21 protein-coding genes are annotated in these 24,268 nt (G+C 64.4%); 3 read left to right on the top strand and 18 right to left on the bottom strand.

The window, feature by feature from the left end:
• Nucleotides 1-72: 72 nt before the first annotated feature.
• The 5 genes from ACP7D4_RS00500 to ACP7D4_RS00520 form a co-directional block, all read right to left on the bottom strand.
• On the bottom strand, nt 73-300 hold the full coding sequence (locus ACP7D4_RS00500; protein WP_426207496.1) for a hypothetical protein: 228 nt from the start codon (nt 298-300) through the stop codon (nt 73-75).
• Nucleotides 301-392: 92 nt separating this feature from the next.
• Complete coding sequence (locus ACP7D4_RS00505) at nt 393-650, bottom strand: acyl carrier protein (RefSeq protein WP_426207497.1); 258 nt, start codon at nt 648-650, stop codon at nt 393-395.
• Nucleotides 647-1,870, bottom strand: a complete 1,224-nt coding sequence (locus ACP7D4_RS00510; RefSeq protein WP_426207498.1) for a beta-ketoacyl-[acyl-carrier-protein] synthase family protein — start codon at nt 1,868-1,870, stop codon at nt 647-649. Before ACP7D4_RS00510 ends, ACP7D4_RS00505 begins: the two co-directional genes overlap by 4 nt.
• Nucleotides 1,871-2,596: 726 nt before the next feature.
• Nucleotides 2,597-3,334, bottom strand: coding sequence for a DUF3108 domain-containing protein (locus ACP7D4_RS00515; RefSeq protein ID WP_426103507.1), 738 nt, complete (start codon nt 3,332-3,334; stop codon nt 2,597-2,599).
• Between the two features lie 15 nt (nt 3,335-3,349).
• Nucleotides 3,350-4,273: a DUF3108 domain-containing protein gene (locus ACP7D4_RS00520; RefSeq protein ID WP_426207499.1), complete on the bottom strand. Its 924-nt coding sequence runs from the start codon at nt 4,271-4,273 to the stop codon at nt 3,350-3,352.
• Nucleotides 4,274-4,480: 207 nt separating this feature from the next.
• On the opposite strand from ACP7D4_RS00520, the gene ACP7D4_RS00525 reads away from it, so the two are divergent.
• On the top strand, nt 4,481-5,206 hold the full coding sequence (locus ACP7D4_RS00525; protein WP_426103505.1) for a PhaM family polyhydroxyalkanoate granule multifunctional regulatory protein: 726 nt from the start codon (nt 4,481-4,483) through the stop codon (nt 5,204-5,206).
• A 69-nt stretch (nt 5,207-5,275) separates the two neighbouring features.
• On the opposite strand, the gene ACP7D4_RS00530 is transcribed toward ACP7D4_RS00525, so the two are convergent.
• The 6 genes from ACP7D4_RS00530 to ACP7D4_RS00555 form a co-directional block, all read right to left on the bottom strand.
• Entirely contained in the window at nt 5,276-5,491 is a 216-nt protein-coding gene (locus ACP7D4_RS00530; protein WP_426103504.1) for a hypothetical protein, read from the bottom strand.
• A 175-nt stretch (nt 5,492-5,666) separates the two neighbouring features.
• Complete coding sequence (locus ACP7D4_RS00535; RefSeq protein ID WP_426207500.1) at nt 5,667-7,346, bottom strand: tetratricopeptide repeat protein; 1,680 nt, start codon at nt 7,344-7,346, stop codon at nt 5,667-5,669.
• Complete coding sequence (locus ACP7D4_RS00540) at nt 7,343-8,050, bottom strand: sensor histidine kinase (protein WP_426103502.1); 708 nt, start codon at nt 8,048-8,050, stop codon at nt 7,343-7,345. The genes ACP7D4_RS00535 and ACP7D4_RS00540 overlap by 4 nt, the downstream gene beginning before the upstream one ends.
• Nucleotides 8,051-8,204: 154 nt before the next feature.
• The gene (gene mnmC, locus ACP7D4_RS00545; protein ID WP_426207501.1) at nt 8,205-9,881 is read right to left on the bottom strand and encodes an FAD-dependent 5-carboxymethylaminomethyl-2-thiouridine(34) oxidoreductase MnmC; all 1,677 of its coding nucleotides are present in this window, start codon (nt 9,879-9,881) and stop codon (nt 8,205-8,207) included.
• Entirely contained in the window at nt 9,850-10,413 is a 564-nt protein-coding gene (locus ACP7D4_RS00550; RefSeq protein WP_426207502.1) for a DNA-3-methyladenine glycosylase I, read from the bottom strand. Before ACP7D4_RS00550 ends, mnmC begins: the two co-directional genes overlap by 32 nt.
• Nucleotides 10,414-10,494: 81 nt before the next feature.
• A complete protein-coding gene (locus ACP7D4_RS00555; RefSeq protein WP_426207503.1) occupies nt 10,495-11,979 on the bottom strand; it encodes a PLP-dependent aminotransferase family protein in 1,485 nt (494 codons plus the stop codon).
• A gap of 89 nt (nt 11,980-12,068) precedes the next feature.
• Here ACP7D4_RS00555 and ACP7D4_RS00560 point away from each other — a divergent pair, with 89 nt between their 5' ends.
• On the top strand, nt 12,069-12,533 hold the full coding sequence (locus tag ACP7D4_RS00560; RefSeq protein ID WP_426207504.1) for an OsmC family protein: 465 nt from the start codon (nt 12,069-12,071) through the stop codon (nt 12,531-12,533).
• 3 nt (nt 12,534-12,536) lie between these two features.
• The gene (locus tag ACP7D4_RS00565) at nt 12,537-13,133 is read left to right on the top strand and encodes an FMN-binding negative transcriptional regulator (protein WP_426103497.1); all 597 of its coding nucleotides are present in this window, start codon (nt 12,537-12,539) and stop codon (nt 13,131-13,133) included.
• A 436-nt stretch (nt 13,134-13,569) separates the two neighbouring features.
• Here the strand turns inward: ACP7D4_RS00565 and ACP7D4_RS00570 are convergent, their stop codons facing one another.
• The 7 genes from ACP7D4_RS00570 to ACP7D4_RS00600 form a co-directional block, all read right to left on the bottom strand.
• Nucleotides 13,570-14,094, bottom strand: a complete 525-nt coding sequence (locus ACP7D4_RS00570; protein ID WP_426103496.1) for a hypothetical protein — start codon at nt 14,092-14,094, stop codon at nt 13,570-13,572.
• A 179-nt stretch (nt 14,095-14,273) separates the two neighbouring features.
• Nucleotides 14,274-17,147 (bottom strand): diguanylate cyclase, encoded by a 2,874-nt coding sequence (locus tag ACP7D4_RS00575; RefSeq protein ID WP_426207601.1) that lies wholly within the window; start codon nt 17,145-17,147, stop codon nt 14,274-14,276.
• 79 nt (nt 17,148-17,226) lie between these two features.
• Complete coding sequence (locus tag ACP7D4_RS00580) at nt 17,227-18,363, bottom strand: AEC family transporter (RefSeq protein WP_426207505.1); 1,137 nt, start codon at nt 18,361-18,363, stop codon at nt 17,227-17,229.
• A gap of 75 nt (nt 18,364-18,438) precedes the next feature.
• Complete coding sequence (locus ACP7D4_RS00585) at nt 18,439-19,269, bottom strand: DUF4142 domain-containing protein (protein WP_426103494.1); 831 nt, start codon at nt 19,267-19,269, stop codon at nt 18,439-18,441.
• 144 nt (nt 19,270-19,413) lie between these two features.
• Nucleotides 19,414-20,709, bottom strand: a complete 1,296-nt coding sequence (locus tag ACP7D4_RS00590) for a sugar MFS transporter (RefSeq protein ID WP_426103493.1) — start codon at nt 20,707-20,709, stop codon at nt 19,414-19,416.
• A gap of 24 nt (nt 20,710-20,733) precedes the next feature.
• Complete coding sequence (locus tag ACP7D4_RS00595; protein WP_426103492.1) at nt 20,734-21,717, bottom strand: glucokinase; 984 nt, start codon at nt 21,715-21,717, stop codon at nt 20,734-20,736.
• Complete coding sequence (locus tag ACP7D4_RS00600) at nt 21,714-24,221, bottom strand: glycoside hydrolase family 3 N-terminal domain-containing protein (RefSeq protein WP_426207506.1); 2,508 nt, start codon at nt 24,219-24,221, stop codon at nt 21,714-21,716. Before ACP7D4_RS00600 ends, ACP7D4_RS00595 begins: the two co-directional genes overlap by 4 nt.
• Between the last annotated feature and the right edge of the window lie 47 nt (nt 24,222-24,268).

Below are 24,268 nucleotides of genomic sequence, written 5' to 3' on the forward strand. Positions count from 1 at the left end.
GCCGCACTGACATGCGACACCCAAACATCAAGTCACGACGTTACTAGGCGTTGTGAAGTGACGATTCTGCAATTAACCGCAGCAGTTGGTGCTACCCGACACCTGAATGCCACCGGTGCCGCCGTTGCCCGTGTTGCCGCCGGCGAAGATGCTGACGCCGCTAGTCGTGGTGTAGGTGCAACCGTAGGCGGTGGATTGATCAGCGATGGTGGCGGTGGTCGGGCAGTTGAGGCCTGGGGTAGGCTCGTCGCCCTTAGCCAGGACAGGACCTTGTGCTGCTTTGTTGATGTTCAGTTTCATGTAATGCCTTTAAATAAATACATCGTTAATACATCAGTCTGGCTGATGCGCCCTTCGCTCCCGTTACGGAGCGAATTCTCTGGATACCGGTATCACACTTCAATCTCGTAGCCGAGGCCCTTGAAGGTTGATACCAGTTCCGCAATCGTGGATAACCCGCTCAGCTTGCTGAGGTACTGGTCGTCGATCTGCACATTCAGCTTGTCTTCGATTGCAAACAGCAAAGTGGCAAAACCGAGCGAATCGATGCCCAGGTCCGACAGCTTGTCGTCCGGCTTGACCGCGTCGATGCTTACGCCGGTGACGTTTTGCTTGATAAGATCAATGAATTGTTGACGGTCGATTTTCATGCATATGCTCCAAAGACAAGACTGACGTTATTGTTTCCAAATCCGAAGGAATTGTTCACGGCGTACTGGATGCGCCTGCCGTAGGCTTCGCCGGTCCTGATATTCAGGCCGGAAGTGCCGTTGACGTGCGCGATCGGCGTGACGCACGACTCGGCGATCGACTTGACCAGGTGCAGCGACTCGATCGCGCCGGCCGCGCCCAGTAAGTGGCCGGTCAACTGCTTGGTCGGGGTCACGGCGATGTCTGCCAGGTGGGCCCCAAACAGCGCCTGCAGCGCCACCCGCTCCGCTTCGTCGTTGAGCATGGTGCCGGTACCGTGCGGGTTGATCAGGTCGATCTGGCCGGCCTGCACGCCGGCGTCGGCCAGCGCGCGCGTCATCGATGCGACCAGGTCGCTGCCGTCCGGACGCGGCATCACCGCATGGAAGGCGCCGCCGGTGGCGCCGTAACCGAGTACTTGCGCATAAATTTTTGCGCCGCGCGCTTTGGCGTGCGCTTCGCTTTCCAGCATCAGCATGGCGGCCCCTTCGGCCATCACGAAGCCGTCGCGGTCGTCCGAAAACGGGCGGCAGGCCAGGGTCGGCGTATCGTTGCGGGCCGACATGGCGCGCAGCCGGTCGAAGCCGGCAAACACCAGCGGCGAGATGGTCGCCTCGACGCCGCCCGTCAGCACCGCGTCGCAGCGGCCGTAGCGAATCATTTCCATGGCCATGCCGACCGCATGTGCGCTGGACGAACAAGCGGTCGACACGGTGAACTGGCGCCCGGTCAGGCCCCACTTCATGGCGATCTGGCTGACGATCGAATTAGGGTCGACGAACGGCACCGTCATCGGGCTCACGCCACGGGGGCCGACTTTGCCGAGCGCGGCGATGGCTTCTTCGCTGTAGTAGATTCCACCGAGCCCGCTGCCCAGGCAGATGCCGATGTCGGCGCCGCCGGTGGGAATGTTCAGCACGCCGCTGTCGGCCAGCGCATCGGCGGCGGCAGCGAGCGAAAACTGCGCATTGCGCGACAAACTGGCAACGTTCCAGCCCAGCAGTGCGGAGACGTCGGCAGTTACTTCGCCGCCGATCCGGGTCCGGTATTTTTCAACATCGAAGCGCTGTAAAGGTGCAATCGCGGAGCGAGCGTGCTTGAGGCCATCCCACAATGCGGCCGCGTCGGCGCCCATCGAGGTCAAGGCGCCAAGCCCGGTTACCACTACTTTCTGATGCATACGAACCTTATTCTTCTATCAATAAAAAACGACTGAAATACACTTGCGCAAATTGTATGAGTAATATTTTAATAAGTGTAATGTTATAGAAATGTTTTTTTCTTTTTTTGTTACTTGTTGCATCTAACATCAGCGTCGACGCGACTGGACGCGCGCACGGCAAGCACTGATGCAAGTTATTTGGAAATGTGTCGTCGGTGCGCGCCGCGAGCGCGCAAAAGCCACCATTCTCGATGCCTTGAAGAAGATCGGCAGGCGGCAAAAGAGCGCGAGAGTGCACACGCAATACCCACTGCGGCCCGTGGTTGCTGGCTCCGTTTCAAATGGGCCTTCGGCGGAAGGAGCACGCGAGCACCTTTGCAGCAATCACCAGGCTGGTAAAACTTGCTTATACAACATTGCGCAAAGCTTAACGTAAATCAGGCAAAAATAGTATCCCTGATAAGAATTCTTTTTGAACATTTTTTCATGCAGGGCAAGGAAAAAGTATGTTATAGCAAGGTAGCCAAGAAGCACAATTTATTGGCTATTGTTAAATTTGGTGATAATGTCGACAAAGCGCAGCGACTGGAAATACGCAAACGTCACGGCGATCACCTCTTGCGCAGGCGGCAGGCGGGGGATGGGGAAAGCGCGCCAGGCGAGGACCGTTTGGCGCTGGCAGGGCAGCGTACGTGGCGTATGGCGGGCCCGGTATTGCGCCGGGTCGTGCAGGATAACGCCGTGCTATTTTTTGACGAGCTTGTCCAGCGTTTGCTCGACAAACTCGCCATCTTCTTCGGCAAAGCGCAGCTTGACCGGATACCATTCCAGCGACGGCGCCAGCCACAAGTCGAGCGACTGGCCGCGCGCATCCGGTGATGGCGACTTCACCAGGTGCACCGTCGGCAGCGTTCCCATGCCGGTCTTGAGCATCTCGCGGTTGACCACCTTGAAAGTCCACATTTCGGCATCGCGCCGGCCGGCGACAAAAAACTTCCACTCGGACCCGGGCGTGAATTTTTCGGGCGCGCCGCGCCCCACCGCCGCCAACTGCCACTGCACGCTGCCGCGATCCTGCTCGCCGCCGGTCAAGGGATAGCTCAGTTTCCCATCGTTGAAGACGATCGTTTTGGCGGCGCGGTCGAACGTGGCGATGGTCTGGTCCTTGCGAAAGCGCTTTTCGCGAAACTGCAGGGGCGCCAAGCCATAGACGTCGATCAAGCCTTCGCTGCGGTTATCCAGGATCTTGCCGAGCAGCTGAGCACGCGCGGTATTGCCCGCGCTGTATCTGCCGGCGCCCACGCGCCAGTTGACCTGGGCCTCGCCCGACAGCGAAATGCCCTTTTTGCGCGCCTCGATCTTGTAGGTCAGGTCGGCCGAAGGCGGCAGGTCCACCGGCCGCTTGACCGATGCATGCTCCTGCGCCCACGCGCCGAGCACCACCCCCATCAGGACCGCGCCGGCGGTACAGCGTTTGATCATCACACTTTGCATAGTTCAGTTTCCTGCATCCTTGACGACGATCTTGCGGATCGTCTGGGTGGTGACCGTTCCATTGGCCTCGGTACTGCGCAGCTGCACCGGGTACCACTCAAGGCCCGGTGCCAGCCAGATATCCATGCCGGCATGGTATGAACCCGGCGCGATGACGCGCGTCAGGCGCCAGCTCGCCAGCTTGCCCATGGCGGTGTCGATCTCTTCCTGCCCCTGCACCACGAAGCGGTATTGGCTGGCGTCCTTTTCGGCGCCGACCAATATCGCCACACCGGCGGCGAGCTGCGCGGGATCGGCGCGCGCAATGGCGGCCAGCTGCAGCGGCAAGGTCGCCCGGTCCTGCGCCCCGCTTTGCATCGGCACGGCCGCCTGCGTCGCCGAGAAGGTAATATTGCCCGGCTCATCGAAATGGGTTGCCGTGCGCGCCCGATTGCGGCGCTTTTCGCTCATCGTGCGCGGGATGATGCCTGCCGCGCCGAGCCGCCCTTCACTGTCCATCTCGGCCAGTTCTCCCCGGTAGTGGAGCCGATAAGCGGAACCGTCGCGGCTCCAGGCCAGCAGCGCCTGCCCGTTCCAGGAGCCGCCCTGGGCATCGATGCGGCCAACATCGAACGTCAGTTCGGCGGCCGGTGGCAGGCTGACACGGTAGCGCGGCGCCACGTCAGCCTGGTTGACGGATTGTACTGGCCGATCTGGAACCACAGCGCCCGCTTCCACAACTTTTTTCCGCGCCACACGCCGGGGCGAAGCTGCCGGCGCCTCAGCGACAGTCTGTGCTTGTGCGCCAGGCGGCGCGCGCAAGGTTGCGATCACGGTTGCTGGCGCGTGCTGGCCGGAGCGCGGCGACTGCCTTGCCGCGCCGCTGCCAACGTCAAGCCAGCGCGCGCCCAGATAATGCACCAGCAAGCTCGCGGCACACAGCGCCACGATGCGACGCCATCGGCACCGAGCCATCGAGCTTGCCATCGTACTCGCCATCGCACTTGCCATCGCACTTTCCATAATAACGCCCCAGACCAGGGTTGCGATGACAAGCCCATGTTCAATGCATGAGCCTGCATAATTGATTCGCAACAATTTTTGAAAGCGAATTCATTATCTGCTACGCTGATGCTTCACACATCGGAGACCCTCATGCTGAAACCGCAAATGCCAAACATTCCTGGCGTCGCTGCCGTGACTGACACCCTTGATTTCGTCAAGAACCTGTGGGGCAGCATGAGCGTGCCCGGCATGAGCATTCCAGGCATGGCCGCGCCAACCATGTCGGTTGACGAGCTGGACAAAAAAATTGCCGACCTGAAGGCGGTCGAATCCTGGCTCAACGTCAATGTCGCCATGTTGCGCGGCACGATCCAAGCCCTCGAAGTGCAGCGCGGCACGATCGCGACGCTCAAATCGATGGGCGCGGCACTCTCGAACGCCGTCAAGCAACCGGGCGCGAACGAAAAATCGGTGCTGGCAGCCGCACCTTACGCATCAGCATTCTTTGCCCAGCCGGCAGCCGAACCCGCAGCGCGCGTGGAGCCCAAGCCGGAACCGAAAATCGCGGCCGCGCCCGCGCCCGCGCCAACCAGCGATAGTGCGCCAGCGGTACCGCCCTTGGCCAATCCCGCCCTGTGGTGGAACTTGCTGCAAGACCAGTTCAAACAGGCAGTGACCACCGCGATGTCGTCGGACACCATGGCCAACGCCACTTCCAAGGCGCTGGACGCGGCAGGCAAGCTGACGGCGGCCTCGAGCGGGGCGGCGGGAAAACCGGGCAAAGGTGGGAAGGCGGCCGAAATGCCCGAGGCGAAGGCCAAAGTGGAAGCCAAGCCGCGGGCAAGCAAGCCCAGAGCTGGCAAGAACGCTAGTTGAACTGATTAAAAAGTACGCCCGAAGTACGCCCGAAGTACGCCAGAAATACGACCGGCCGCGCTGGCCTGGTCAGGCCAGGCGCTGGATGCGGATGGCGTCGATCAAGCCATCGTCCTGGCGCTCGACCCTGGAGATGGAAATGAGCCCGTCTTCCGCCATCTGTTTGGCTTGCTCATGCACTGCCTGAAATGCGGGCACCGTATCGCCCTTGGCGGCAACAGGCTTGATCCACGCACTGTTACCAACTCTCATCTTTTCGTAGACTTCCTTTGCGATGTCGCGCATGTACGTCCCTTTTCCTGATGAAATGCGGAATATCCCGCGTAACTTGCAGTTTACCACTAGCATGCGTTCAGACGAAGAAAACCGGCGTGCAGCGTAATAAATACGACGCTTTGAAGTCGCTTGTTGGGTGCAGCGCAAAGCCGTGTCGATTCGCTTGGGCGGCCTGGTTTCCCTATCACGCGGCCGTGCCCGCCTCTTCATCGCTCTTGGGGGACAGCGACGCCAGCTGTTCCATCAGTTGCGCAAAGCGCTGCTGGCCCGGCATCACCTTGTCCACGTGCAGCAATACCTCAGTGGTTTCGTCGGCCAGCGCCGCATCGTAACCAAGCTGCTGCAAATGCGAAATTAAGATCTGCGCAGCATTGAACAAGATGCGCATATTGTTGGGCAATGTCGCGCGCGCATCGCGCATCCAGAGCACCGCCTCGGCCAGCTTGCCGGTCTTCCACAGCAACACGCCCTGGTTCATCAGGTCCGACGCTTCCTTCTTCGACGCCTTGATCAGCGCAACGCCCTCGTCGCTCATGCGTGCCTTGTCGAACACTTTTTGCACATCGTCGAGCAGCACCGTGTTGTCGTGGTTGTTCTTGATGACGTAGCACAGCAAGTCGACCGGCGTCTCCTTCACGCCCACGGCAAACAGCAAGGTTGCCGTCTCCATGCAGGTCGCCGTATCCGGGCGCACCGGATCGCGCACCAGCATTTCCTCGATCTCGTCGCCGGCCTTGCGCGCGCGCCGAAAGTCGCCGCTCTCGTGATACACCATGCCTTCGGTGATCTTGGCGCGCAGCTGGATCTGGTCGGTCGCGAACTCGCGCTGCGCCGTCAGCAACAGCGCGAGCGCTTCCTTGGTGTCGTTTTTCAGGCCGCATACGCGCGCCAGGCCCAGGTAAGGGTCGGCGCTTTTGAGCACCGAATATTCACCGATCGCGATGCACTTCCTGAACGCCTTTTCCGCCATGCCCACGTTGCCCAGCTTGAGCGAGACCTGGCCGAGCGCGCGCTGGCGCGTCACCGAATTGGGCGACAGGCGCGCGGCCCGCTCCAGGATGGTACAGGCTTCTTCGGCCTGCCCCATCTCGGTGTAAGCCTTGGCCAGCTGGTCGTAGGCGTCCATGTAATAGCGGTTATCCGCGATCACGGCCTGGAAAATCTGGCGCGCCTGATCGAATTCGCCGTTGGCCATGCGGATCTTGGCCAGTCCGGCGCGCGCCCATTGGTATTCGCGCTCCTTGAGTACGCGTTCGTACGCTTCGCGCGCCTTGCCCGGCTCGCCGCTCTTGAGCATCAGGTGCGCCTTCATGCGCAGCAGGTCGATCTCGTGCACCTTGTTCTGCCCCATCTGCTCGTCGCACATTTTCGCCGCGCGCAGGAAATCCTTCTTGGCATACGCCTGGTCGATCTTTTTGAAGACCTGCTTCTTGTGCCAGACGCGGTTCAAGCGCGTCAGCAGCACGCCTTCGGTGATCGGCTTGATCAGGTAGGCGTCGGGCTGGTGCTCGGCTGCGCCCATGACCGATTCGGTGCTTTTTTCGGCCGACACCATCAGCCACACGCTGCTGGGCATCAGCAGGTTGCGCATGCGCGCTTCCTCCAGCACCTGCTGGCCGTTCTTGCCTTCTCCCAGGTTGTAATCGCACAGCACCACGTCGTAGCGGGTGCGCACCAGCAAGGCCATCGCCTCGCCGCCGCTGGAGGCCTGGTCGACGTTCTTGGCACCCAGGTTGCGCAGCGACTCGCGCAGCAGCTGGCGCACGCCGATGAAGTCGTCGACGATCAGATAGCTCTTGGCCGACCAGTCGATATGCTGGCTGGACGTGGCCAGCGACGCGTTCAGCTTGAGCGCCTCGCTCATGGCAAAGTCAGTACAAAGCAGCCGCCGCCAAAGGCGCCGCCGTTCTCGAGCCGCAAGCTGCCGCTGCGCTCGCGGTGCTTGTGCATCTTGGCCACCTCGCTGGAAAAATACAGCCCCAGGCCGGTGCTGTTGGTCAGGAAGTTCACGCCCGCGCGCTTGCCCTGCATGGCCGACACGCCTGCTTCGAGCATCGCGGCCGGATAGCCGGTGCCGTTGTCCTCGACCCGGATTTCAAGACAGTCGCCGACCTTAACCGCAGCCAGGCGGATCGTGTCGCGCGTGTAGTTGACGGCATTGTTGATGGCGTGGCCGAGCACGCCGATGATCAAGTCTTCATCGAAGTGCCAGATCAGCGCGGGATCGAAATCGGTGACCAGCGTGATGCCCCTGGAGGTGAGCAGCACGCGCTCGGCCGCGACCACCTGCTCCATCAGGTTGCCCAACTCGAGCGGCTGGATGTCGAACGGGTATTCGGGTTTGCCGACCTGCTTGTACAGCGCCAGCAGCTGGATCAGGTTGTCGTTCAGGCGCTTGGTCTGGTACAGCATGTGCGCCATCTGCGGATAGGCTGACTCGGTTTCGGGCGAGGCGCCCACGATCAGCGTTTCCAGCGTGCCCGACAGGACGCTGATGGAATTTTTCATGTCATGCGCGGTGGACGCAAGGAACAGAAAAAGCTCTCCGGAGCTCGGCGTATCGTCCATCTTTCCCAGTCTCCCGTGGCAGCGGAACAGAAAAGTTGCCGCAAGCCAATTATACGATGCTTCGCCGGCCGATTCGTTTGAATCTGCTTGCAGTGTTGTATCACGGGTGTTGTATCACGAGTGCTGTATCACGAGTGTTGTATCACGAGTTCTGTCACAGGCGACGCCGCGCACGCACCTGGAAGCGTGCCGGATCGAGCGCGGCAGTCAGTTCGGCTTCCAGCGGCAGCGGCTCGCCGTCCAGTTGCGAAGCGAGCAGCTCGGCTGCCAGCGGCGCCCACGCCAGGCCGCGCGAGGCATAGCCGAGCAAGCCGTACAGGCCGTTCTGGCGCGGCACCTGGCGCAGCCGCTCGATGCGCGCGCCGTCGTCCTGCTGCGGCAGCGCGCCCACCAGCGGCAAGCGGTCCGGGGCCACGCAGCGAAAGCCCACGCGCCCGGCCAGCGGCGCAGCGCCGCCCAGCGCCGGGTTGTCCAGCATCGAACCGATCTTGACCAGGTTTTCAAGCTGGCTGGCCTGGCGCAAGGCCGGATCGGGATCGGCGTCGTAGCTCGCACCCAGGCTGTGCCAGCCCTTGACTGCAGGCGTCAGGTAAGCTTCGCGGCACAGCACAAACGGCAAGGCCGGCAAGGCGCCTTCAGCCAGGTAGGTGACTTGTCCGCGCACGCTGGCCAGCGGCAGCGCATCGGTTTGCGCCAAGTGGCGCGCGCCGGTGCCGTTGGCAACGATGACGACCGGCGCACTGGCCACCAGCGTGCCCGATGCGTCCAGCGCCGACCATTGCCCGGCGCCGTGCACCAGGCGCACGCTGCCCGCGCCAAAGCGGCGCACCAGCCTACTACCGCAGGCGTCCAGCATGGCCGCGCACACGCTGGCCGGCTGCGCCCAGCCGGCCTGGCGGAACAGCCAGGCGCCGTCCGGCGCGGCGCTGCCCAACAGCGCGCTGGCGGGGCCCTCTTCAAGCCATTGCGCGTACTCGGACGGATAGCCATGGCGCGCGGCGATGGCGCGCTGAACGCCGGCGTGCTGCGCGCCGCGCGCCAGCTGCAGCACGCCGCAGGCGGCGCCATGGATGCGCGCCCCAGGCCCGATACCGCCCAAGGTATCCCAATACGCCAGCGCATACAGAAAGGCCGCGCGCGACAGGCGCGTCATGACATTGTCGTCCTGCGAGAGCAGCGGCATGTAAATGCCGGCCTGGTTGCCCGATGCCTCGCTGGCCGCTTGCGCATGGCGCTCGACCAGCGTTACGTGCCAGCCGCGCGCGCACAGGCGCTCGCAGGCGGCAGCGCCGGCGATGCCGGCGCCCAGCACGATGGCGCGCCGCTGCGGTTCTGGTGTGCGCATCCACGGCGATGGCGGCTTGCGGGTGGTGAACACGGCGCGCAGGGTGCCGTCAGGGCCGCTGGTGCAGGCAAAGCCGGCGCCGCCCAGCGTGTGCGCCTGCGCCGTTGTCAGCGCGCTGGCAGTGAGCCGGGCGCCGGGCGCCGCCAGGCGCGCCAGGGCGCGCGCAAAGCTGGTCCCGGCAATGGCGTGCAGCGTGATGGCGTCGAGCCGTGCATCGAGCTGCGCGAGCGCCTCGTCAAGCGGGGCGCACAGCAGGTCGAGCGTGACGCCGGCGTCCATCTGCGGGATGCGGCGAAAGCCGGGCAAGGGCGAAGCGTGCAGCGCGATGTAATGCAGGCGCGCCGGCCGCGCGCCGTCATCGCGCCAGCGTTGCAGCAAAGTGCGAAACCGTTCGCCGTCGCCGTAGTCGCTGTCGAAAACGGTAAATTGCGCGCGCCCTTGCCAGTCCATGGCGCTACTTGCAGCCGTGCCGGAAGCAGGCAACATCGTGGTCGTCTACCATCCCGATGCCCTGCATGTAGGCGTACACGATGGTGGAGCCGACGAACTTGAAGCCGCGCTTGGCGAGGTCCTTGGAGATGCGGTCCGACAGCTCGGTTGTTGCCGGCCGCGTGTCCGACGTATACCGGTTGCAGAGCGGCTTGCCGTCGACAAATGCCCACAGGTACTGGTCGAGCAAGCCGCCTTCGGCGCGCAGGCGCAGGTAGGCCTGGGCATTGGTGATGGCGGCGGCCACCTTGAGCTTGTTGCGCACGATGCCGGCATTCGACAGCAGTTCGGCCACTTTGTCGGGACCGTAAAAGGCGATTTTTTCAGCGTCCCAGTTGTCAAAAGCGATGCGGTAAGTGTCGCGCTTGTTCAAGATGGTTTCCCAGCTCAGGCCCGCCTGCGCGCCTTCGAGGTTGAGCATTTCGAACAAGCGGTTCTCGTCGTGGCAAGGCACGCCCCACTCGGTGTCGTGGTAGTCGAGGTAGCGCGGGTTGGCCGGATTGGCCCAGGAGCAGCGGATGGTCGTCATGGGCGCAGTATAGCGCCTGCGCGGCCGGCTGAAAATCGTAGGGGAAAAAATTCAGGCGCAGCGGCAAGCGCGGCGCGCGGGTCAAACCTGAATCTTCCCGGCGGCGCGCAAGACCTTTTCCAGCACGTCCAGGCCGTGCGCGATTTCGGCCGGCTTGATCGATGAAAAACCGAGCAACAGCCCGGGCGCCGTGGCGCATTCGGGCGTGGCCACGCGGCTCGCGTAGTACGACAACGGCCGCGCCTCCACCGCCTGCTCGAGCGCCATGCGCGCCACCTGGTCCTGGTCCAGCGCGCGCTGGAAAAAAACGCACAGGTCCAGCCCCGCATCGGCCGGCCCGCAACGCAGCTGGTCGCCCAGGCGCGCGGCAATCCCGTCCAGCAGCGCGCAGCGCCGCTCGGCGTAAGCCTCGCGCGTGCGCTTGATGTGGCGCGCGAAATGGCCTTCGCCCATGAAGTCGGCCAGCACCATCTGCGGCACGATCGCGTTGTGGCGGTCGAGCGCCGCCTTGGCCCGTACGATGGGTTCAACCAGCGCCGGCGGCGCCACAATGTAACCGAGGCGCAGTCCCGGAAACAGCACCTTGGACAGCGTGCCCACGTACACGGTGCAGTCGGCGCTGTCGAGGCCCTGCAGCGACGCCAGCGGCGGACCGGTGTAGCGGTACTCGCTGTCGTAATCATCCTCGATGATCCAGGCGCCGTTGGCGCCGGCCCAGCGCAGCAATTCGAGGCGGCGCTGCAGCGACATCGTCACCCCCAGCGGCAGCTGGTGCGACGGCGTCGAGAGCACCATCTTCGCATCCGGATAGCGCGCCACGCCATAGGCGACATCCATCCCTTGTTCGTCGACGGGCACCGTGCAAACTTGCGCGCCCATCGCGAACAAGGGAGCGCTGGCGCCCTGGTAGCCAGGCGACTCGACCCACACCTTGTCGCCCGGGTCGAGCAGCAGCGCGCACAGCAGGTACAGGCCCTGCTGCGAGCCGGAAGTCATGATGATCTGGCCGGGCGTGCAGTTGACCCCGCGCGCGGCGCGCAGGTACACGCACAGCAGCTCGCGCAGCGGCGCGTAGCCGGCCGGGTCGCTGTAACCCATGTGGTGGTCGGGCCGGCGCCAGCGGCGCGCCTCGAGCCGGCTCCAGACGTCGAACGGGAACAGGTCCAGGCCCGGCATGCTGGCGCGAAAGGCGCGCACCGGTCCCTGGTGGTAGCCGACGTACTTCATGGCGCCGGCGTAGTTGGTCCCGCGCGCCGACAGGGGCCGCATCAGGCCGCGCGGCGCCGGCGTGCGCGCGCCCACCGGCAACTGGCTGCCGATGAAGGTACCCTTGCCGACGGTGCCGCTGAGGTAGCCTTCGGCCATCAGCTGGTCCCAGGCATTGAGCACGGTCTGGCGCGAGACGCCCATCAGGCGGCACAGTTCGCGCGTGGGCGGCAGCTGCATGCCTGATCTGAGCGTGCCGCGCAGCACGGCGTCCTTGACGGCGCCGTACAGCTGGCGAAACAGCGGCGCGGCGGCATTGCGGTCAAGCGTCAAGGACGCGAAGAGTTCGGCAGTATTCATTGGCCTTTCCATATTCGCTCAAATTGGCTATTTGAACAAGCCAAAGCGCATCGTAAGATGACTGTCACTTATCTTTTTCGGGAGCCGCCATGACGCAATTTGTTGCCACCATTGCCTGGGAACGCGGCGCGCAGCCGTTTGCCGACAACCGCTACAGCCGCGCGCATGCATGGCGTTTCGATGGCGGGCTGACGGTACCGGCCTCGTCCTCGCCGCATTCGGTGGCGCTGCCGATGTCGGACCCCGGCGCGCTCGATCCGGAAGAAGCACTGGTGGCTGCGGTCTCGAGCTGCCACATGCTGTTTTTCCTGTCGATCGCCGCGCAGCGCGGCTTGATCGTGGACAGCTACTGCGACCAGGCAGTGGGCCTCATGGACCGGAATGGCGAAGGCAAAATGGCGATCACGCGCATTACGCTGGCGCCGGCGATCGTGTTCGGCGGCGAGCGCGCGCCTGCGGCGGCGGAACTGGACGCGATTCATCACAGCGCCCACCAGAAATGCTATATCGCCAATTCGATCAAAGCCGAAGTCCTTATCAAGGGAGCACCCTGAACCATGTACTCACCCCCGCCTTTCGATGAAACCCGCCCGGCACTGCTGCAGCAGCTGATTGCGCAGCACCCGCTGGGAACCGTGATTGTCAATGGTGCCGACGGGCTGGCAGCGGACCACATACCGTTTGAACTGGGCCCGGCAACGCTTGATGCGCCGTTGGGCGTACTGCGCGCGCACGTGGCGCGCGCCAATCCCCTGTGGCGCCACGACGGCGAGACGATGGTCGTGTTCCAGGGCCCGTCGGCGTATGTGTCGCCGTCGCTGTACGAGGAAAAGCAGGTCAGCGGCAAGGTGGTGCCGACCTGGAATTACGCGGTGGTGCATGCGCATGGACGGCTGCGCGCGGTGGAAGATGCACAGTGGCTGCTGGCGCTGCTGGAGCGGATGACGGCGACGCACGAAGCGGCGCGCGCCGCACCGTGGACGGTGGATCAGGCGCCGCGCGCGTGGATTGACAAGATCATGCAGGCGATCGTGGGGATTGAAATTCCCGTGAGCAGGATGCAGGGGAAGTGGAAGATGAGCCAGAATCGCACGCCGCAGGATCAGGCGATGGTGGCGGCCGATACCGGGTTGGCGCTGTATCGGCGCGCTTAGCCGGGCCGGAGAACCGGTACCCGGCCCTGTCAGTTGGGGCACGGGGTGTAGGGAGTGTGAAAATCCACCCGGCCCCTGAACATTTGAATTTGTTCACAGGCGTTCACTTGCACGCCCCCGACGACCTGTTTGCCGGCCCGCGCATCGGGCGCTGCCAGAGCGCCAAGCCCAGCGAGCAAGCTCGCTTGCAAGACTGTGCGCCGCCATTGGCGTGTGCGGCGCGATCTGGTGCGGGTGGTGTTCATCATGATGGATTCGGCAAAGTAGGCAAGCGTCCCGGCGCGCCGGAGACGACGTTCCATCATACACGTGCCGGGTGCTGCGGCACTGCCATGGCGCCGGGTTGACGACCGTGCTCACCTGCCTGCATCTTGCTCGCAGCGTGCGCTGCCTGCTTCCCGGCATACAAGCGCCGGGAAACAGACGGCGCCGTGCTTTAGCCGATCGGCGCCTTGCGCGCCAATGGTGCTTGACCTTCCACATCGGTCGCCGCAGCGGCGGCGCCGGGGAACGCCGGTTCGCCGGGGCCCAGGCCGTCGCCCGGCACGAAATACCCGATCAGTTTCGCCTCCGCGTGAGACGTCGAGAAGGTCGTATTCCTGAACGTGGGCGTATGGCCGGACGGGATCACATAGGCGCCGGACAACGGCGTGTGCATGGTGTTGTCGGTCAGGAGGGAGGCCTCGAAATGGCGCTCCTCGCCGTTGGTAAAGGCGACGATGGCAAGGATGTAGCGCTTGGGATCGGGCAGCGGCCCGGACACGGGACTGGCGGCGACGGTGATGTCCGTGACGACGAACGACCAACCCTTCGGTACGCTAAATGGGGCGCTAAACTGCCGGTCATAATAGAATTTATGGCCGCCGGTATTGTCGTTCGGGATCGTAAAACTCGACAGGAACACCATTTTCTTTTGCGAGACGTTCAAGTGCGTACATGCGCACGGCTGCGACGTTGCCATCTTCCAGACTCCCTGGTGGGTGATGCGCTATCGGTCGATGAGCGCGGATCCACCATATAACGAGTCCGAGATTATTTCCTTGCAGAAACTCAAGCAGCCGCCAATGACCTCATGCTCGGAGCATCGCTAATCATATTTGCTACTGGCCCCCAAAGCATGACGACATCCTTGCCCGTTTTTTATGCAAATTTCAGGTGGGGGGTATGTGGTGTGGTTGCCGCGATTTCCGTCACGCGCCACTCTCGGGCGCCCGGCATTTCCAGATGCGCCAGATTGGTGACGACCTTCGCTTCGCCACCGGCCACCGCTTGCGCCAGCTGCGTGACCAGCCTTGGAAAGAGCTCATTGAACTGGCTTTCCGGCGTGCCGTAAATGCCCGCCCAGCCATCGCGCCCCGAACGCTTGACCAGGTACAGCGCCTGGTCCGCCAGCTCCACCACTTCCGACCAGGACAGCAGGCGCGGCTCTTCGGGCACGAACGGAAAGCACGCAAAGCCGATCGAACAAGTCTTGGCCAGCTCGGTGCCGTCGGCCAGCACGAACGTACGCTTGGCCACGGCCTGGCGGATGCGCTCGGCCACCACCTTGGCGTCGTCGCGGTGCGTGGCGCGCGCCAGCACCAGGAATTCCTCGCCGCCCCAGCGGATCAGGTAGTCCGACTCGCGGAACACTTCACGCAGCCGTTCCTGCATCTGCACCAGCACCGCATCGCCGGCGGCATGGCCGTGCACGTCGTTGACGTCCTTGAAGTGATCCAGGTCGACCATGAAGAACACCATGTCGCGCCCAGGCCCGCAGTGCTCGTCGTTGGCCGTGCTGCGCAGCGGATCGTCATGATGGCGCAGCGCCATGCCGACGTCTCCCTCCACGTGCTGCAGGAAAAAGCGGCGGTTGCGAAGGCCCGTCAGCTGGTCGGTGAGGCTGAGCTCTTCCAGCGCCTGGTAAGCCTTTTCAAGCGCGAGATTTTTTTCCACCAGCTGCGCCTGGGTGGCGCTCAAGGTTGTCAAGGTGGCCGCCACCTGGCGGTAAGCGTTGGCGTTGTCGAGCGCGATGGCGCCGTACGAACAGAGTGAGCGGAAGATCAACCGTTCGCGTTCGCCGTAGGCGTGCGCGGCCTGCGACTGCACCGTCATCGCGCCCAGCACGCGTTCGCCGATCAGCAGCGGCGCAAACAGCTCGCTCAGCACGGGCGCCTGTTCGCCTTGCGCCCCGTCGCTTTCAGTGAGAACGCGCTCAGCGAGAACGCGCTCAATGAGAATTTCGCGCCGCTCGCGCACGCAGCGGGCCGCCTCGCCGCCCTGACCGGTCAGCGAGAGGCGCGCGGCCGAAGCCGGCCTGCCGTCGTCAATGCTGTAAGCGCAGCTGAGCGAGTCGCCGTCGGCCTCGACGACGAAAATCGACAGGTGCGCGCCATCGAGCAAGCCGTGCACGTGGCGCGCGAGCGCGCGGTACACGGCGCTGGCCTCAAGATGGGTGGTGATCTCCTGGCCGATGGCCACCAGATGTTCGAGCGTGGCGCTGGTTTGCCGCTGCACTTCGGCGCGCAAGGCGTCGGCGGCGGCAATGCCGCGCTGGTGCGCCGCTTCGTTGCGCGCGGCCTCGCCCTGATGCTGCACGCGCAAGGCGGCGGCGCGGTTGGCGGCCTGCTGCAGGTGGGCCGCCTCGCGCGCGGCGCTGGCCTGCAACGCCACTTCATAAGCGCGCGCATGCTCGCCCACGCCGGCGTATTCGCTGGCAACGGCGTCGAGCAAGTCGGCCGGTATGCTGTAGCCGTCGATGGTCGCGGCCACCGCCATGGCCTGGCGCAGGAAATGCAGCGCGGCGTTGGGGCCGAACATGGGGTCGGGCGCGGGCAGTGCGTGGCGCGTGTGGATCAGCGCCAGCACCGTCAGCGCGGCGATCTGGTTGTAGGTGTCGTCATGCTCGCGCGCCAGCGCCAGCGCGGCGTCGGCCTTGGCCAGCGCGGCCTGCGGCCGGTTCAGGCTGGACAGCGCGTGCGCCTGGCCGCGCCGCGCGCCGCTCTGAAAATCAAGCTGGCCGAGCGCCACGCCGCGCTCTTCGAGCTTGTGGAAGCTCTCCAGCGCGCGTTCGTAGTCGCCGCCGTCGAGCGCCAGGTCGCCGTGGTATTCGAGCGCGATGGCGTAGGCGCGTTCCTGCGGCAGCGGCGCGAGCGTGACCAGCGCTTCATCGAGCAGCGCCAGCGCGGCGGCGCGTTGGCCGAGCTGGCGCAGCGTTTGCGCCGTCTGCATCAGGGCCAGCCCTACGCTGATGGGCCAGTGCGTGGTGCGCGCCAGCTCCAGGCCACGCTGCATCCATTCAAGCGCCGCTTCCTGCGCGTTCAGGTTGATCAAGGCGTTGCCGATATTGCTGGCCAGGTTGATCGCGCGGCGCAGCTGGCCGGTCGCGCGGGCCGCCTCGTAAGCCTGCGTCAGCGGGCCGACGGCGGCGCCGAAGTCGCCCCCTTGAAAGGCGCTGGAACCCTGGTAGTCGCGGATCCAGCCATTCACGGCCAGGTGGGCGCCACTGGCGCGCGCGTCAAAGCGGACGGCCCATTGTTCGGTGGCGGCGCCCAGGTCGACGTAGCACGCGAACACGGCGGCGCCGGCGTCGAACACTTCGATGCGCAGCGGGTCGCCGGACTGGCGCACGTAGCCGCCGGCGCTGGCAAGTTCGTGTTCGCCGACCGCGGCATTGCCGCGGTCGATTTCGAGCCAGGCGCGCAGCCAGCGCGCGTCGGCGCTGCCGATGGCGTCGCCCTGCTGGTCGAATTCGATGCAGGCCTGGTCGGCCAGCGCACGCGCCGCATCATGCTCGCCGAACAGCCATTTGGCTTCGCCTTCAATCAGCATCAGGCGCGCTTCGGCCCGGCTGCGTTCGGGTTCGGGCAGCAGCGCGAGCAGTTCGCCGGCGGCATGCGCCAGGCTGCGCGCGCGCGTCACGTCGCGCTGGCGCAAGTGCCACGCCAGGCGCACCATCAGGTGCAGGCGCGCGCCATCCTGCAGGGACGGCAGCGCCGCCTCCCACTGCGCCAACTGCGCGTCCATTACAAACATCTCTAACACGTGATTTCCCTGTCAATACCGGCACAGCCCGGCGTTCGGACGTTATTATTTCACAAACATCCACCGCTAGTCATGACAATATTGCAACGGCTGCCAAGAAGCTGAAAAACGAGAGTGCCGTCGAGACCAGGATGATGCGCGCTACGCGGCCGGTATCGGCGCCAAAGCGTTCGGTCAGCAGCGCCACATTGCTCGCGCTTGGCAAACAGGCGACCAGCACCAGCACCTTGAACGCAAACGGGTCGAGCGGCGCGCCGGCGGCAATTGCGGCGTGCCCGGCGCCGAACACCAGCAGCGGATGGAGCAGCAGCTTGGCGAGCGCGAACGGGACGACGTGGGACCAGACAGTCGACCAGCGGCTGGACCGGGAGGCGGACCAAGAAGCGAAACAAGAAGCGAAACAAGAAGCGAAACAAGAAGCGAACCAAGAAGCGAACCAAGAAGCGGACCAGGAAGTGGACGAGGAGGTGGACGAGGAAGTGGACGAGGAAGATGCCCCGCCAGTGGACGCGGCAGTAGACCCGGCAGAAGGCCAGGCAGCCGGTCCGGCGGCCTGCATTTGCGAGCGCGCCAGCACGGCGCCAATGGTGAACAGCGCAACGGGCGACGCCGCGCCCGCCAGCAAGGCAACCGTGCCGTTGACTGGCCCCGGCAGCGTGATCGCCATACCCGAAGCGAGCGCGCCGAGCATGATCGCCCATGGCATGGGATTGCGCAGCACGCCCGCCAAGGCGTGGCGCAAAGCCGTGCCGCTGCCGCCCTGCCCCAGTCGCGACAGGGCGATGCATAGCGATGTGGTGATGAGCAGGTCGATTGTGATGGTGACGATGACCGGTCCCGACGCGCGTGGCCCCAGCAGGGCCACCAGCAAGGGCACGCCCATGAAGCCGGTGTTGGGAAACGCCGCCACCAGCGCTCCGAAGGCGCCATTATTCCAGTCTACGCCGCGCACGCGCGCAAACCCCACCGCCAGTGCCACCATGACCAGCGCGCACAGCAAATATACGCCGAACACACCCGGATCGAGCAGTTGCGCCAGCGGCGTGGTCGATCCGAATCGGTACAGCAGGCATGGCAGCGCGAAGTACAGCACAAAGCCGTTCATGCCCGGAATGGCAAGCTGCGGCAACATGTGCCTGCGCACAGCCACATAGCCGCACAGCACAAGTGCAAAAAACGGGAAAGTCGTGGCGAGGATGGCTTGCATGGAGCGGTCATTGTAGCCTGACCGCCCCGCTCGTACGCCTGAACCTGCCTGCAACGCCCATTGGCCTTTGGGTGCCTATTTTTTGTCGGTCTTGTCGGTCTTGTCGGCCTTGTCGGTCTTGTCGGTCTTGTCGGACGAGGCACCGGTATTGCCCTGGGTGCGACTGCTGCCGCGCGCCGTATCCTTGTGTAACTGCTGCGCCGAGCTCAAGTGCTGATCGACAACGGGCATGGTGCGCGCGGCCAGAGCCTTGACGTCGGGATCCTTGGCCTGCGACTGTACTTTTTGCAGCAGACTGTGGGTGGCCTTGTGGTCGGCCAGCCCTGCCTGAGCCATGTAGGCGCGGTCGAAGGCGTCGCCGGACAGCGCGGCCATGCGTTCGGCCTTGCGCTTGTGCATGCGGTCGAGCTCGGTTGGCAGCGCCACGCCCTTGGCTTGCGCAAGCTGCTGCACTTCGCCCAATGCCTTGGTATGGTCGTCAATCATTTGCTGCGCAAAACTTTTCACTTGATCGCTTTGCGTTTTTCCTTGCGCCATGCGGCCAGCTTCGATTTCGGCCAGGTTGGCCATAGCCATGTCCTTGATCAGTTTTTGGTCGGCCCGGCTCGGTGCCGCGCCGCCCATGGTGCCAGCGCCGCTTGCCGTGCTGCTGCCTGCCTGAGTTCCGCTCTGGGCGCCGCTCTGGGTGCCGCTCTGCGTTCCAGTCTGCTTGCCACTGTGCATGCCCGCATGGCTGCCCTCCTGGCCCGCAGTGGGCTGCCCGGCTGGCTGGCCGGTACCGGACTGGCCTGCGCCCGTCGACCCGGCGCTGCCGCCGCCCGTTTGCGCCTGGACCGCGAGCGCGGCAAACAAGGCCGCAACGGCCGAGATCGCCAGCGCGCCTCTGGCTAATTTGGTTTTCAGCATTTCACTCTCCTGTTCGGGTTGGGGATGGTGTCAACTTTTTGACAACGCGTGTCGCCACCAAGTTCAGTTGGCGTGCCACGCCCCAAAACGAAAAAAGCAATGATTCCCAGTCGGAAATCATTGCTTTCACCTGAGCGTCAGAATTTAGGGCTTGCTGTACATCCCCGCAAACTTCAGCCCATAGAACAAGATGAAGGTGTAGCAGGCGGCGGGCACCAGGAACGACATCTGCAGCCCGACCGTATCGGCCACGAAGCCTTGCACGAAGGGCACCAGCGCACCACCCACGATGGCCATGCACAGGATGCCCGAACCCTGGCCCGTCAGCGGCCCGAGTTTGTTGAGCGCCATGCTGAAAATAGTCGGAAACATGATCGAGTTGCACAGGCCCACCGCCAGGATGGCATACATCGCCACCTTGCCGGAGCCAAAAATGGCAATCAAAATCAGCGCGATCGAACACGCCGCATTGAAGGCGAGCGCCTTGCCCGGGCTGACGTAACGCATGACCGCAAAACCAATAAAGCGGCCCACCATGGCCCCGCCCCAATAATAGGCCACGTAGTTGGCTGCGCTGTCTGAGCGCAGTCCGGCGATTGACGGATCACCCATAAAGCTGATCAGGAAGCTGCCAATGCTCACTTCGCCGCCCACATACAGGAAGATGCCGACCGCGCCCAGCAACAGGTGCAGGTGCGACAGCGCCGACGGCTTGCCTTGCGCCGCCGCCACACTGCTGACCGGCTCGGCGTGGGTGATCTTGGGCAGGCGCGCCAGCGCAAACAGCACCGCCAGCGCCATCAAGGCCGCCGCCAGGGCAAGGTAAGGACCCGAGACCATCGCCGCTTCCTTGGCGCGATACGCCGCCTGCTCGGCCGCCGGCAGCGCCGCCAGCTCGGTCACGCTCAGCACCACGCCGCCCAGAATCAGCATGCCGCCCAGCGGCGGACCGACCGTGGTGCCCAGCGAATTGAAGGCCTGGGTCAGCGTCAGCCGGCTCGACGCCGTCTGCGGATTGCCCAGTTCAGTGACATACGGATTGGCCGCCACCTGCAAGATGGTAATGCCCGAGGCCAGCACGAAAAACGCCAGCAGGAACAGGCCATAGCCGGACGTGGCGGCCGGATAGAACAGCGCGCACCCGGCGGCGGCGATCATCAGGCCGGTGACGGCGCCCTTCTGGTAGCCGATTTTCTTGATCAATATCCCGGCCGGCAGCGACACCACGAAATATGCGCCGAAAAAGCAGAACTGCACCAGCATCGCCTGCACGTAGGTGAGCGTGTAGACCGATTTGAGGTGCGGGATCAGCACGTCGTTCATCGATGTGAGCAAGCCCCACATGAAAAACAGGATGGTGACGATGATGAGCGGCCCGGTGGTGCTGCCCTGCTCCGCGTAATTGCTGCGCAGCGCGCCCGGCTGTGAAATGTGTTCCATGTAGTGAAGTCTCCGTTGGGTGTTTTAATGCCGGTGCGCCGGTTGTTCGGACAGGATCGCCGACACGCCGAGGAACGCGGGGTACTGCTCGGTAATGAGGTACGTCGGGATTTTTTCCAGGTAGCTCTGCAGGCGCCCTTTGGCCTCAAAGCGCGCCCGAAACGGCGACTGCGCAAACAGTGCGCCCAGGCGCGGCACGATGCCCCCGCCAATATACATGCCTCCGGTCGCGCCCAGGGTTAAGGCGACATTTCCCGCAACCGAACCGAGTACGCCGCAAAAGCAGTCGACCGTGCGCAGGCAGTCGGCGTCCTGGCCGGCCAGCGCGCGTTCGGTGATGGCCGCCGCCCCCAAGGCGCCGCCCGAGATGACGCGGTAGATCAGTTCCAGCCCGGGCCCCGACAGCAGCCGTTCGGCCGAGGCGTGTCCGAAGTCGTGCCAAAGCTGCTGCATGATGGCGATTTCAATATCGTCGGCGGGCGCAAAGCTGGCGTGCCCGCCCTCGCTGGCCAGCGGCGCCCAGCGCCCGTCCACCGGCACGATGCCCGACACGCCAAGGCCGGTGCCCGGCCCCACCAGCCCGATGGTGCGCCCCGGCAGCTCGACGCCGCCGCCCACCCGGATACGCTGCGACGAGCGCAAGTACGGCAGCGCCATCGCCAGCGCCGTGAAGTCGTTCACCACCAGCAGCGTGGACAAATCAAGCTCCTTGCGCAGAGCGGCCGTCGAAAAGCTCCACGTATGGTTGGTCATGCGGATGGCGTCGCCGTCGATCGGGTTGGCAATGGCGATCGCCGCATGGCGAACCGCGCCCGCATGGGCACTGGCCGCGCCGCTGTTCAGATACGCCGCGGCGGCCGCGCCCAGGCTCGGGAACGCACTGCACGGCAGCACCGCAACGGCGTCGAACTGTCGCGGCGACGTTTCGATGGCAAAGCGCGCGTTGGTGCCGCCGACGTCGGCCAGCAGGCGCGGACCATCGGAAAAGCGCACATTGTCGAGGTTCATTTGGCCTCCGCGCAAGTCAAGGCATCCTTCTCTTTGGCGCCACCGCCAACGATCTGGATGTTGGCGAAAGCGGCCGTGAAGGCGGCCTCGCTGTCAACGGCGAACGGGGTATCCATGCTGGCCAGGTTGGCGCCCTTGGCGCTAAAGCATGCCAAGGGAATGCGCACTGTTTGCTTCTGCTTGCCGGCCAGGCGTTCAAACACGCCGGTCACGTCAAGCGCAGCGGCGCCAATTGACACGGTGACCTTCCCCTTTGGCGCGGCGCTGACGATGGTATCGAACTGCAGCGCGCCGTCAACGCTGGCAAAGGCCGGCAGGGCGATCGCCCTGGCGCCATGCGCCTCGAGCCGCGCGGGGCCGGTCCAGGTGGCCTGCTTGCCGTCTTGCTGGGTGTTGACCTGGGTGGTTTCCACTTTCAGATTGGGCACGGTAGCCACGCTGTTGACGTCCAGTCCCAGGGCGGTGCGCTGCGCGCCGCTGACGGCGTACAAGGGCCAGGTGGCGCGGTCGGCCTGGTGAAAGACCGGGTACATATTGGTCACGCCGCAGCCGCCGTCGGCAAATGCCGCGTCCAGCTGGCCGACCTTGACGCGGCTCGCGTAATCAAGCCCGTAGCCGTAAGCGAACAGCGGCGCGTAATCCTTGTCGCCCACGTTGAGCGAACCCTGGCAGACGGCCTTGGGCCACGAGAACGACAGCTTGCCCGTAAAACCATAGCCTCCCTTGAACAGCACGTCGGCCACGCCCTTGCCTTCGGTGCCGGGCAGCCAGGCGGCGACAAAACTGTCCGACAGGTTCATCAGGTCGTTGGTGTACAGCGGGCGGCCCGCCACCAGCACCGTGATGACCGGCTTGCCCTTGCCGGCCACGGCCTGCAGCAGCGCCAGGTCTTCAGGATGGCGCGCGCTGTGGCGCAGCGTGCCCGATGGGCCGATGTCGCCGTCGCCCTCCGCATAGGGCGTCTCGCCGATGACCGCGATCACCGCGTCGAACGCTGCCACATCGACACCCGCCGCCGTTTCGCTGTAGGTGACGTTGGCCGCGCCCGCTGCCTCCTGGATGCCTTTCAGGATCGAGTCGGCGTTGGGAAAGTCGCTGTTCCGGTTGGCGGTGCCCTGCCAGGTCAGGCTCCATCCGCCGCTCTGGTTCGACAGGTTGTCGGCGCTTTTGCCGACCACCAGGATTTTCTTGCCGCGTGCCAGCGGCAGCGCGCCGGCGTCGTTCTTGAGCAGCACCAGCGATTCGCGCACCGCCTGGCGCGCCAGCGCGCGCGCCTGCAGCGCCTCCGGCTTGCCTGCAAACGGGTTTGCTGAAGGCTTTTTGCCGAACAAGCCGGCGCGCAGCTTGACGCGCACGATGCGGGCCACGGCGTCGTCGATGCGCGCCATCGGAATTTCCCCGGCTTCCACTTGCCTGACGGTGTTGGCGATGAAGGCCTTCCAGTCGTCAGGCACCATGACCAGGTCGATGCCGGCGTTGATCGCCTGCGGGCAGCTGTCGTTGGTGCAGCCGGGGACCTGGGCAATGCCATTCCAGTCGGAGACGACCATGCCGTCAAAGCCTATTTTCGTTTTCAGGACATCGGTCAGCAAGGCTTTACTGCCGTGCATTTTGCCGTAATCGACACCGCCGGCCACATCGTTCCAGCTGTTGAACGACGCCATCACCGTCTGCGCGCCGGCCGCCAGGGCGCTGTAATAGCCCTGGGCGTGCAGCTTGATCATCTCGGCCTTGCCGGCCTTGTTCACGCCCTGGTCCTTGCCCTGGTCGGTGCCGCCGTCGCCGATGAAGTGCTTGGCTGTGGCCACCACGTTGGCGTCGCCTTTCAGGTTGCCCTGCAGGCCGCTCACGTACTGGCCGCCGTAGCTGCTCACCAGTGCGGGGTCTTCCGAAAAACTCTCGTAGGTGCGGCCCCAGCGATCGTCGCGCACCACGGCCAGCGTGGGCGCGAACACCCAGTTGATGCCGGTGGCGCGCACCGACTGGCCCACGGCCGCGGCCATCTTGCGGATCAAAAGCTTGTCGCGCGCCGCGCCCAGGCCAATATTGTGCGGGAACAGCGTGGCGCCGTACACATTGCTGTTGCCGTGCATGGCGTCGATGCCCCAGATGACCGGTACCTTGGTCGCCATGTCGGTGCTCATCGAAGCGTCGTAGTATTTGTCGGCCAGCGCGACCCAGTCGGCCGGCGTGGCGTACTTGTTCCCGTTCGGCCAGCTGCCGCCGCCATTCAAGACCGACCCAATGTAAAACTCCCTGACCTGGTCGGGCGTGACGGACTTGATTTCGGGCTGCGTCATCTGGCCGATTTTCTGGCGCAGCGACATGCCGGCCACGATTTTTTTGACTTGCGCTTCAAGCCTGGCGTCGGGCGGGACGGCGCTGCGGATGCGGGGCCAGTCGGCCAGTGGCGCACTGACGGCAGCGGTGGGGGCAGTTGCGGCGGAGGCGGCGCCGGCGTGCAGCAGCGCGGCGGCGGCGATGAGACAGGAATGTTTGATCATGGTCTTTGCGCAGGGTCGGTGGAGGTCAAATTGGAAGCGATTCCAAT

This window comes from Massilia sp. TWP1-3-3 (assembly GCF_049897805.1).
Taxonomy (GTDB): domain Bacteria; phylum Pseudomonadota; class Gammaproteobacteria; order Burkholderiales; family Burkholderiaceae_D; genus Telluria_A.

Bases quoted from the DNA above. Each gene is read 5' to 3' on its own strand.
- ACP7D4_RS00535 (WP_426207500.1), bottom strand. From the start codon at position 7,346: ATGAGCGAGGCGCTCAAGCTGAACGCGTCGCTGGCCACGTCCAGCCAG.
- ACP7D4_RS00500 (WP_426207496.1), bottom strand. From the start codon at position 300: ATGAAACTGAACATCAACAAAGCAGCACAAGGTCCTGTCCTGGCTAAG.
- ACP7D4_RS00530 (WP_426103504.1), bottom strand. From the start codon at position 5,491: ATGCGCGACATCGCAAAGGAAGTCTACGAAAAGATGAGAGTTGGTAAC.
- ACP7D4_RS00595 (WP_426103492.1), bottom strand. From the start codon at position 21,717: ATGAACCTCGACAATGTGCGCTTTTCCGATGGTCCGCGCCTGCTGGCC.
- ACP7D4_RS00510 (WP_426207498.1), bottom strand. From the start codon at position 1,870: ATGCATCAGAAAGTAGTGGTAACCGGGCTTGGCGCCTTGACCTCGATG.
- mnmC (WP_426207501.1), bottom strand. From the start codon at position 9,881: ATGTTGCCTGCTTCCGGCACGGCTGCAAGTAGCGCCATGGACTGGCAA.
- ACP7D4_RS00560 (WP_426207504.1), top strand. From the start codon at position 12,069: ATGACGCAATTTGTTGCCACCATTGCCTGGGAACGCGGCGCGCAGCCG.
- ACP7D4_RS00525 (WP_426103505.1), top strand. From the start codon at position 4,481: ATGCTGAAACCGCAAATGCCAAACATTCCTGGCGTCGCTGCCGTGACT.
- ACP7D4_RS00505 (WP_426207497.1), bottom strand. From the start codon at position 650: ATGAAAATCGACCGTCAACAATTCATTGATCTTATCAAGCAAAACGTC.
- ACP7D4_RS00550 (WP_426207502.1), bottom strand. From the start codon at position 10,413: ATGACGACCATCCGCTGCTCCTGGGCCAATCCGGCCAACCCGCGCTAC.
- ACP7D4_RS00570 (WP_426103496.1), bottom strand. From the start codon at position 14,094: ATGGCAACGTCGCAGCCGTGCGCATGTACGCACTTGAACGTCTCGCAA.
- ACP7D4_RS00590 (WP_426103493.1), bottom strand. From the start codon at position 20,709: ATGGAACACATTTCACAGCCGGGCGCGCTGCGCAGCAATTACGCGGAG.
- ACP7D4_RS00575 (WP_426207601.1), bottom strand. From the start codon at position 17,147: ATGTTTGTAATGGACGCGCAGTTGGCGCAGTGGGAGGCGGCGCTGCCG.
- ACP7D4_RS00580 (WP_426207505.1), bottom strand. From the start codon at position 18,363: ATGCAAGCCATCCTCGCCACGACTTTCCCGTTTTTTGCACTTGTGCTG.
- ACP7D4_RS00540 (WP_426103502.1), bottom strand. From the start codon at position 8,050: ATGGACGATACGCCGAGCTCCGGAGAGCTTTTTCTGTTCCTTGCGTCC.
- ACP7D4_RS00600 (WP_426207506.1), bottom strand. From the start codon at position 24,221: ATGATCAAACATTCCTGTCTCATCGCCGCCGCCGCGCTGCTGCACGCC.
- ACP7D4_RS00515 (WP_426103507.1), bottom strand. From the start codon at position 3,334: ATGATCAAACGCTGTACCGCCGGCGCGGTCCTGATGGGGGTGGTGCTC.
- ACP7D4_RS00565 (WP_426103497.1), top strand. From the start codon at position 12,537: ATGTACTCACCCCCGCCTTTCGATGAAACCCGCCCGGCACTGCTGCAG.
- ACP7D4_RS00585 (WP_426103494.1), bottom strand. From the start codon at position 19,269: ATGCTGAAAACCAAATTAGCCAGAGGCGCGCTGGCGATCTCGGCCGTT.
- ACP7D4_RS00555 (WP_426207503.1), bottom strand. From the start codon at position 11,979: ATGAATACTGCCGAACTCTTCGCGTCCTTGACGCTTGACCGCAATGCC.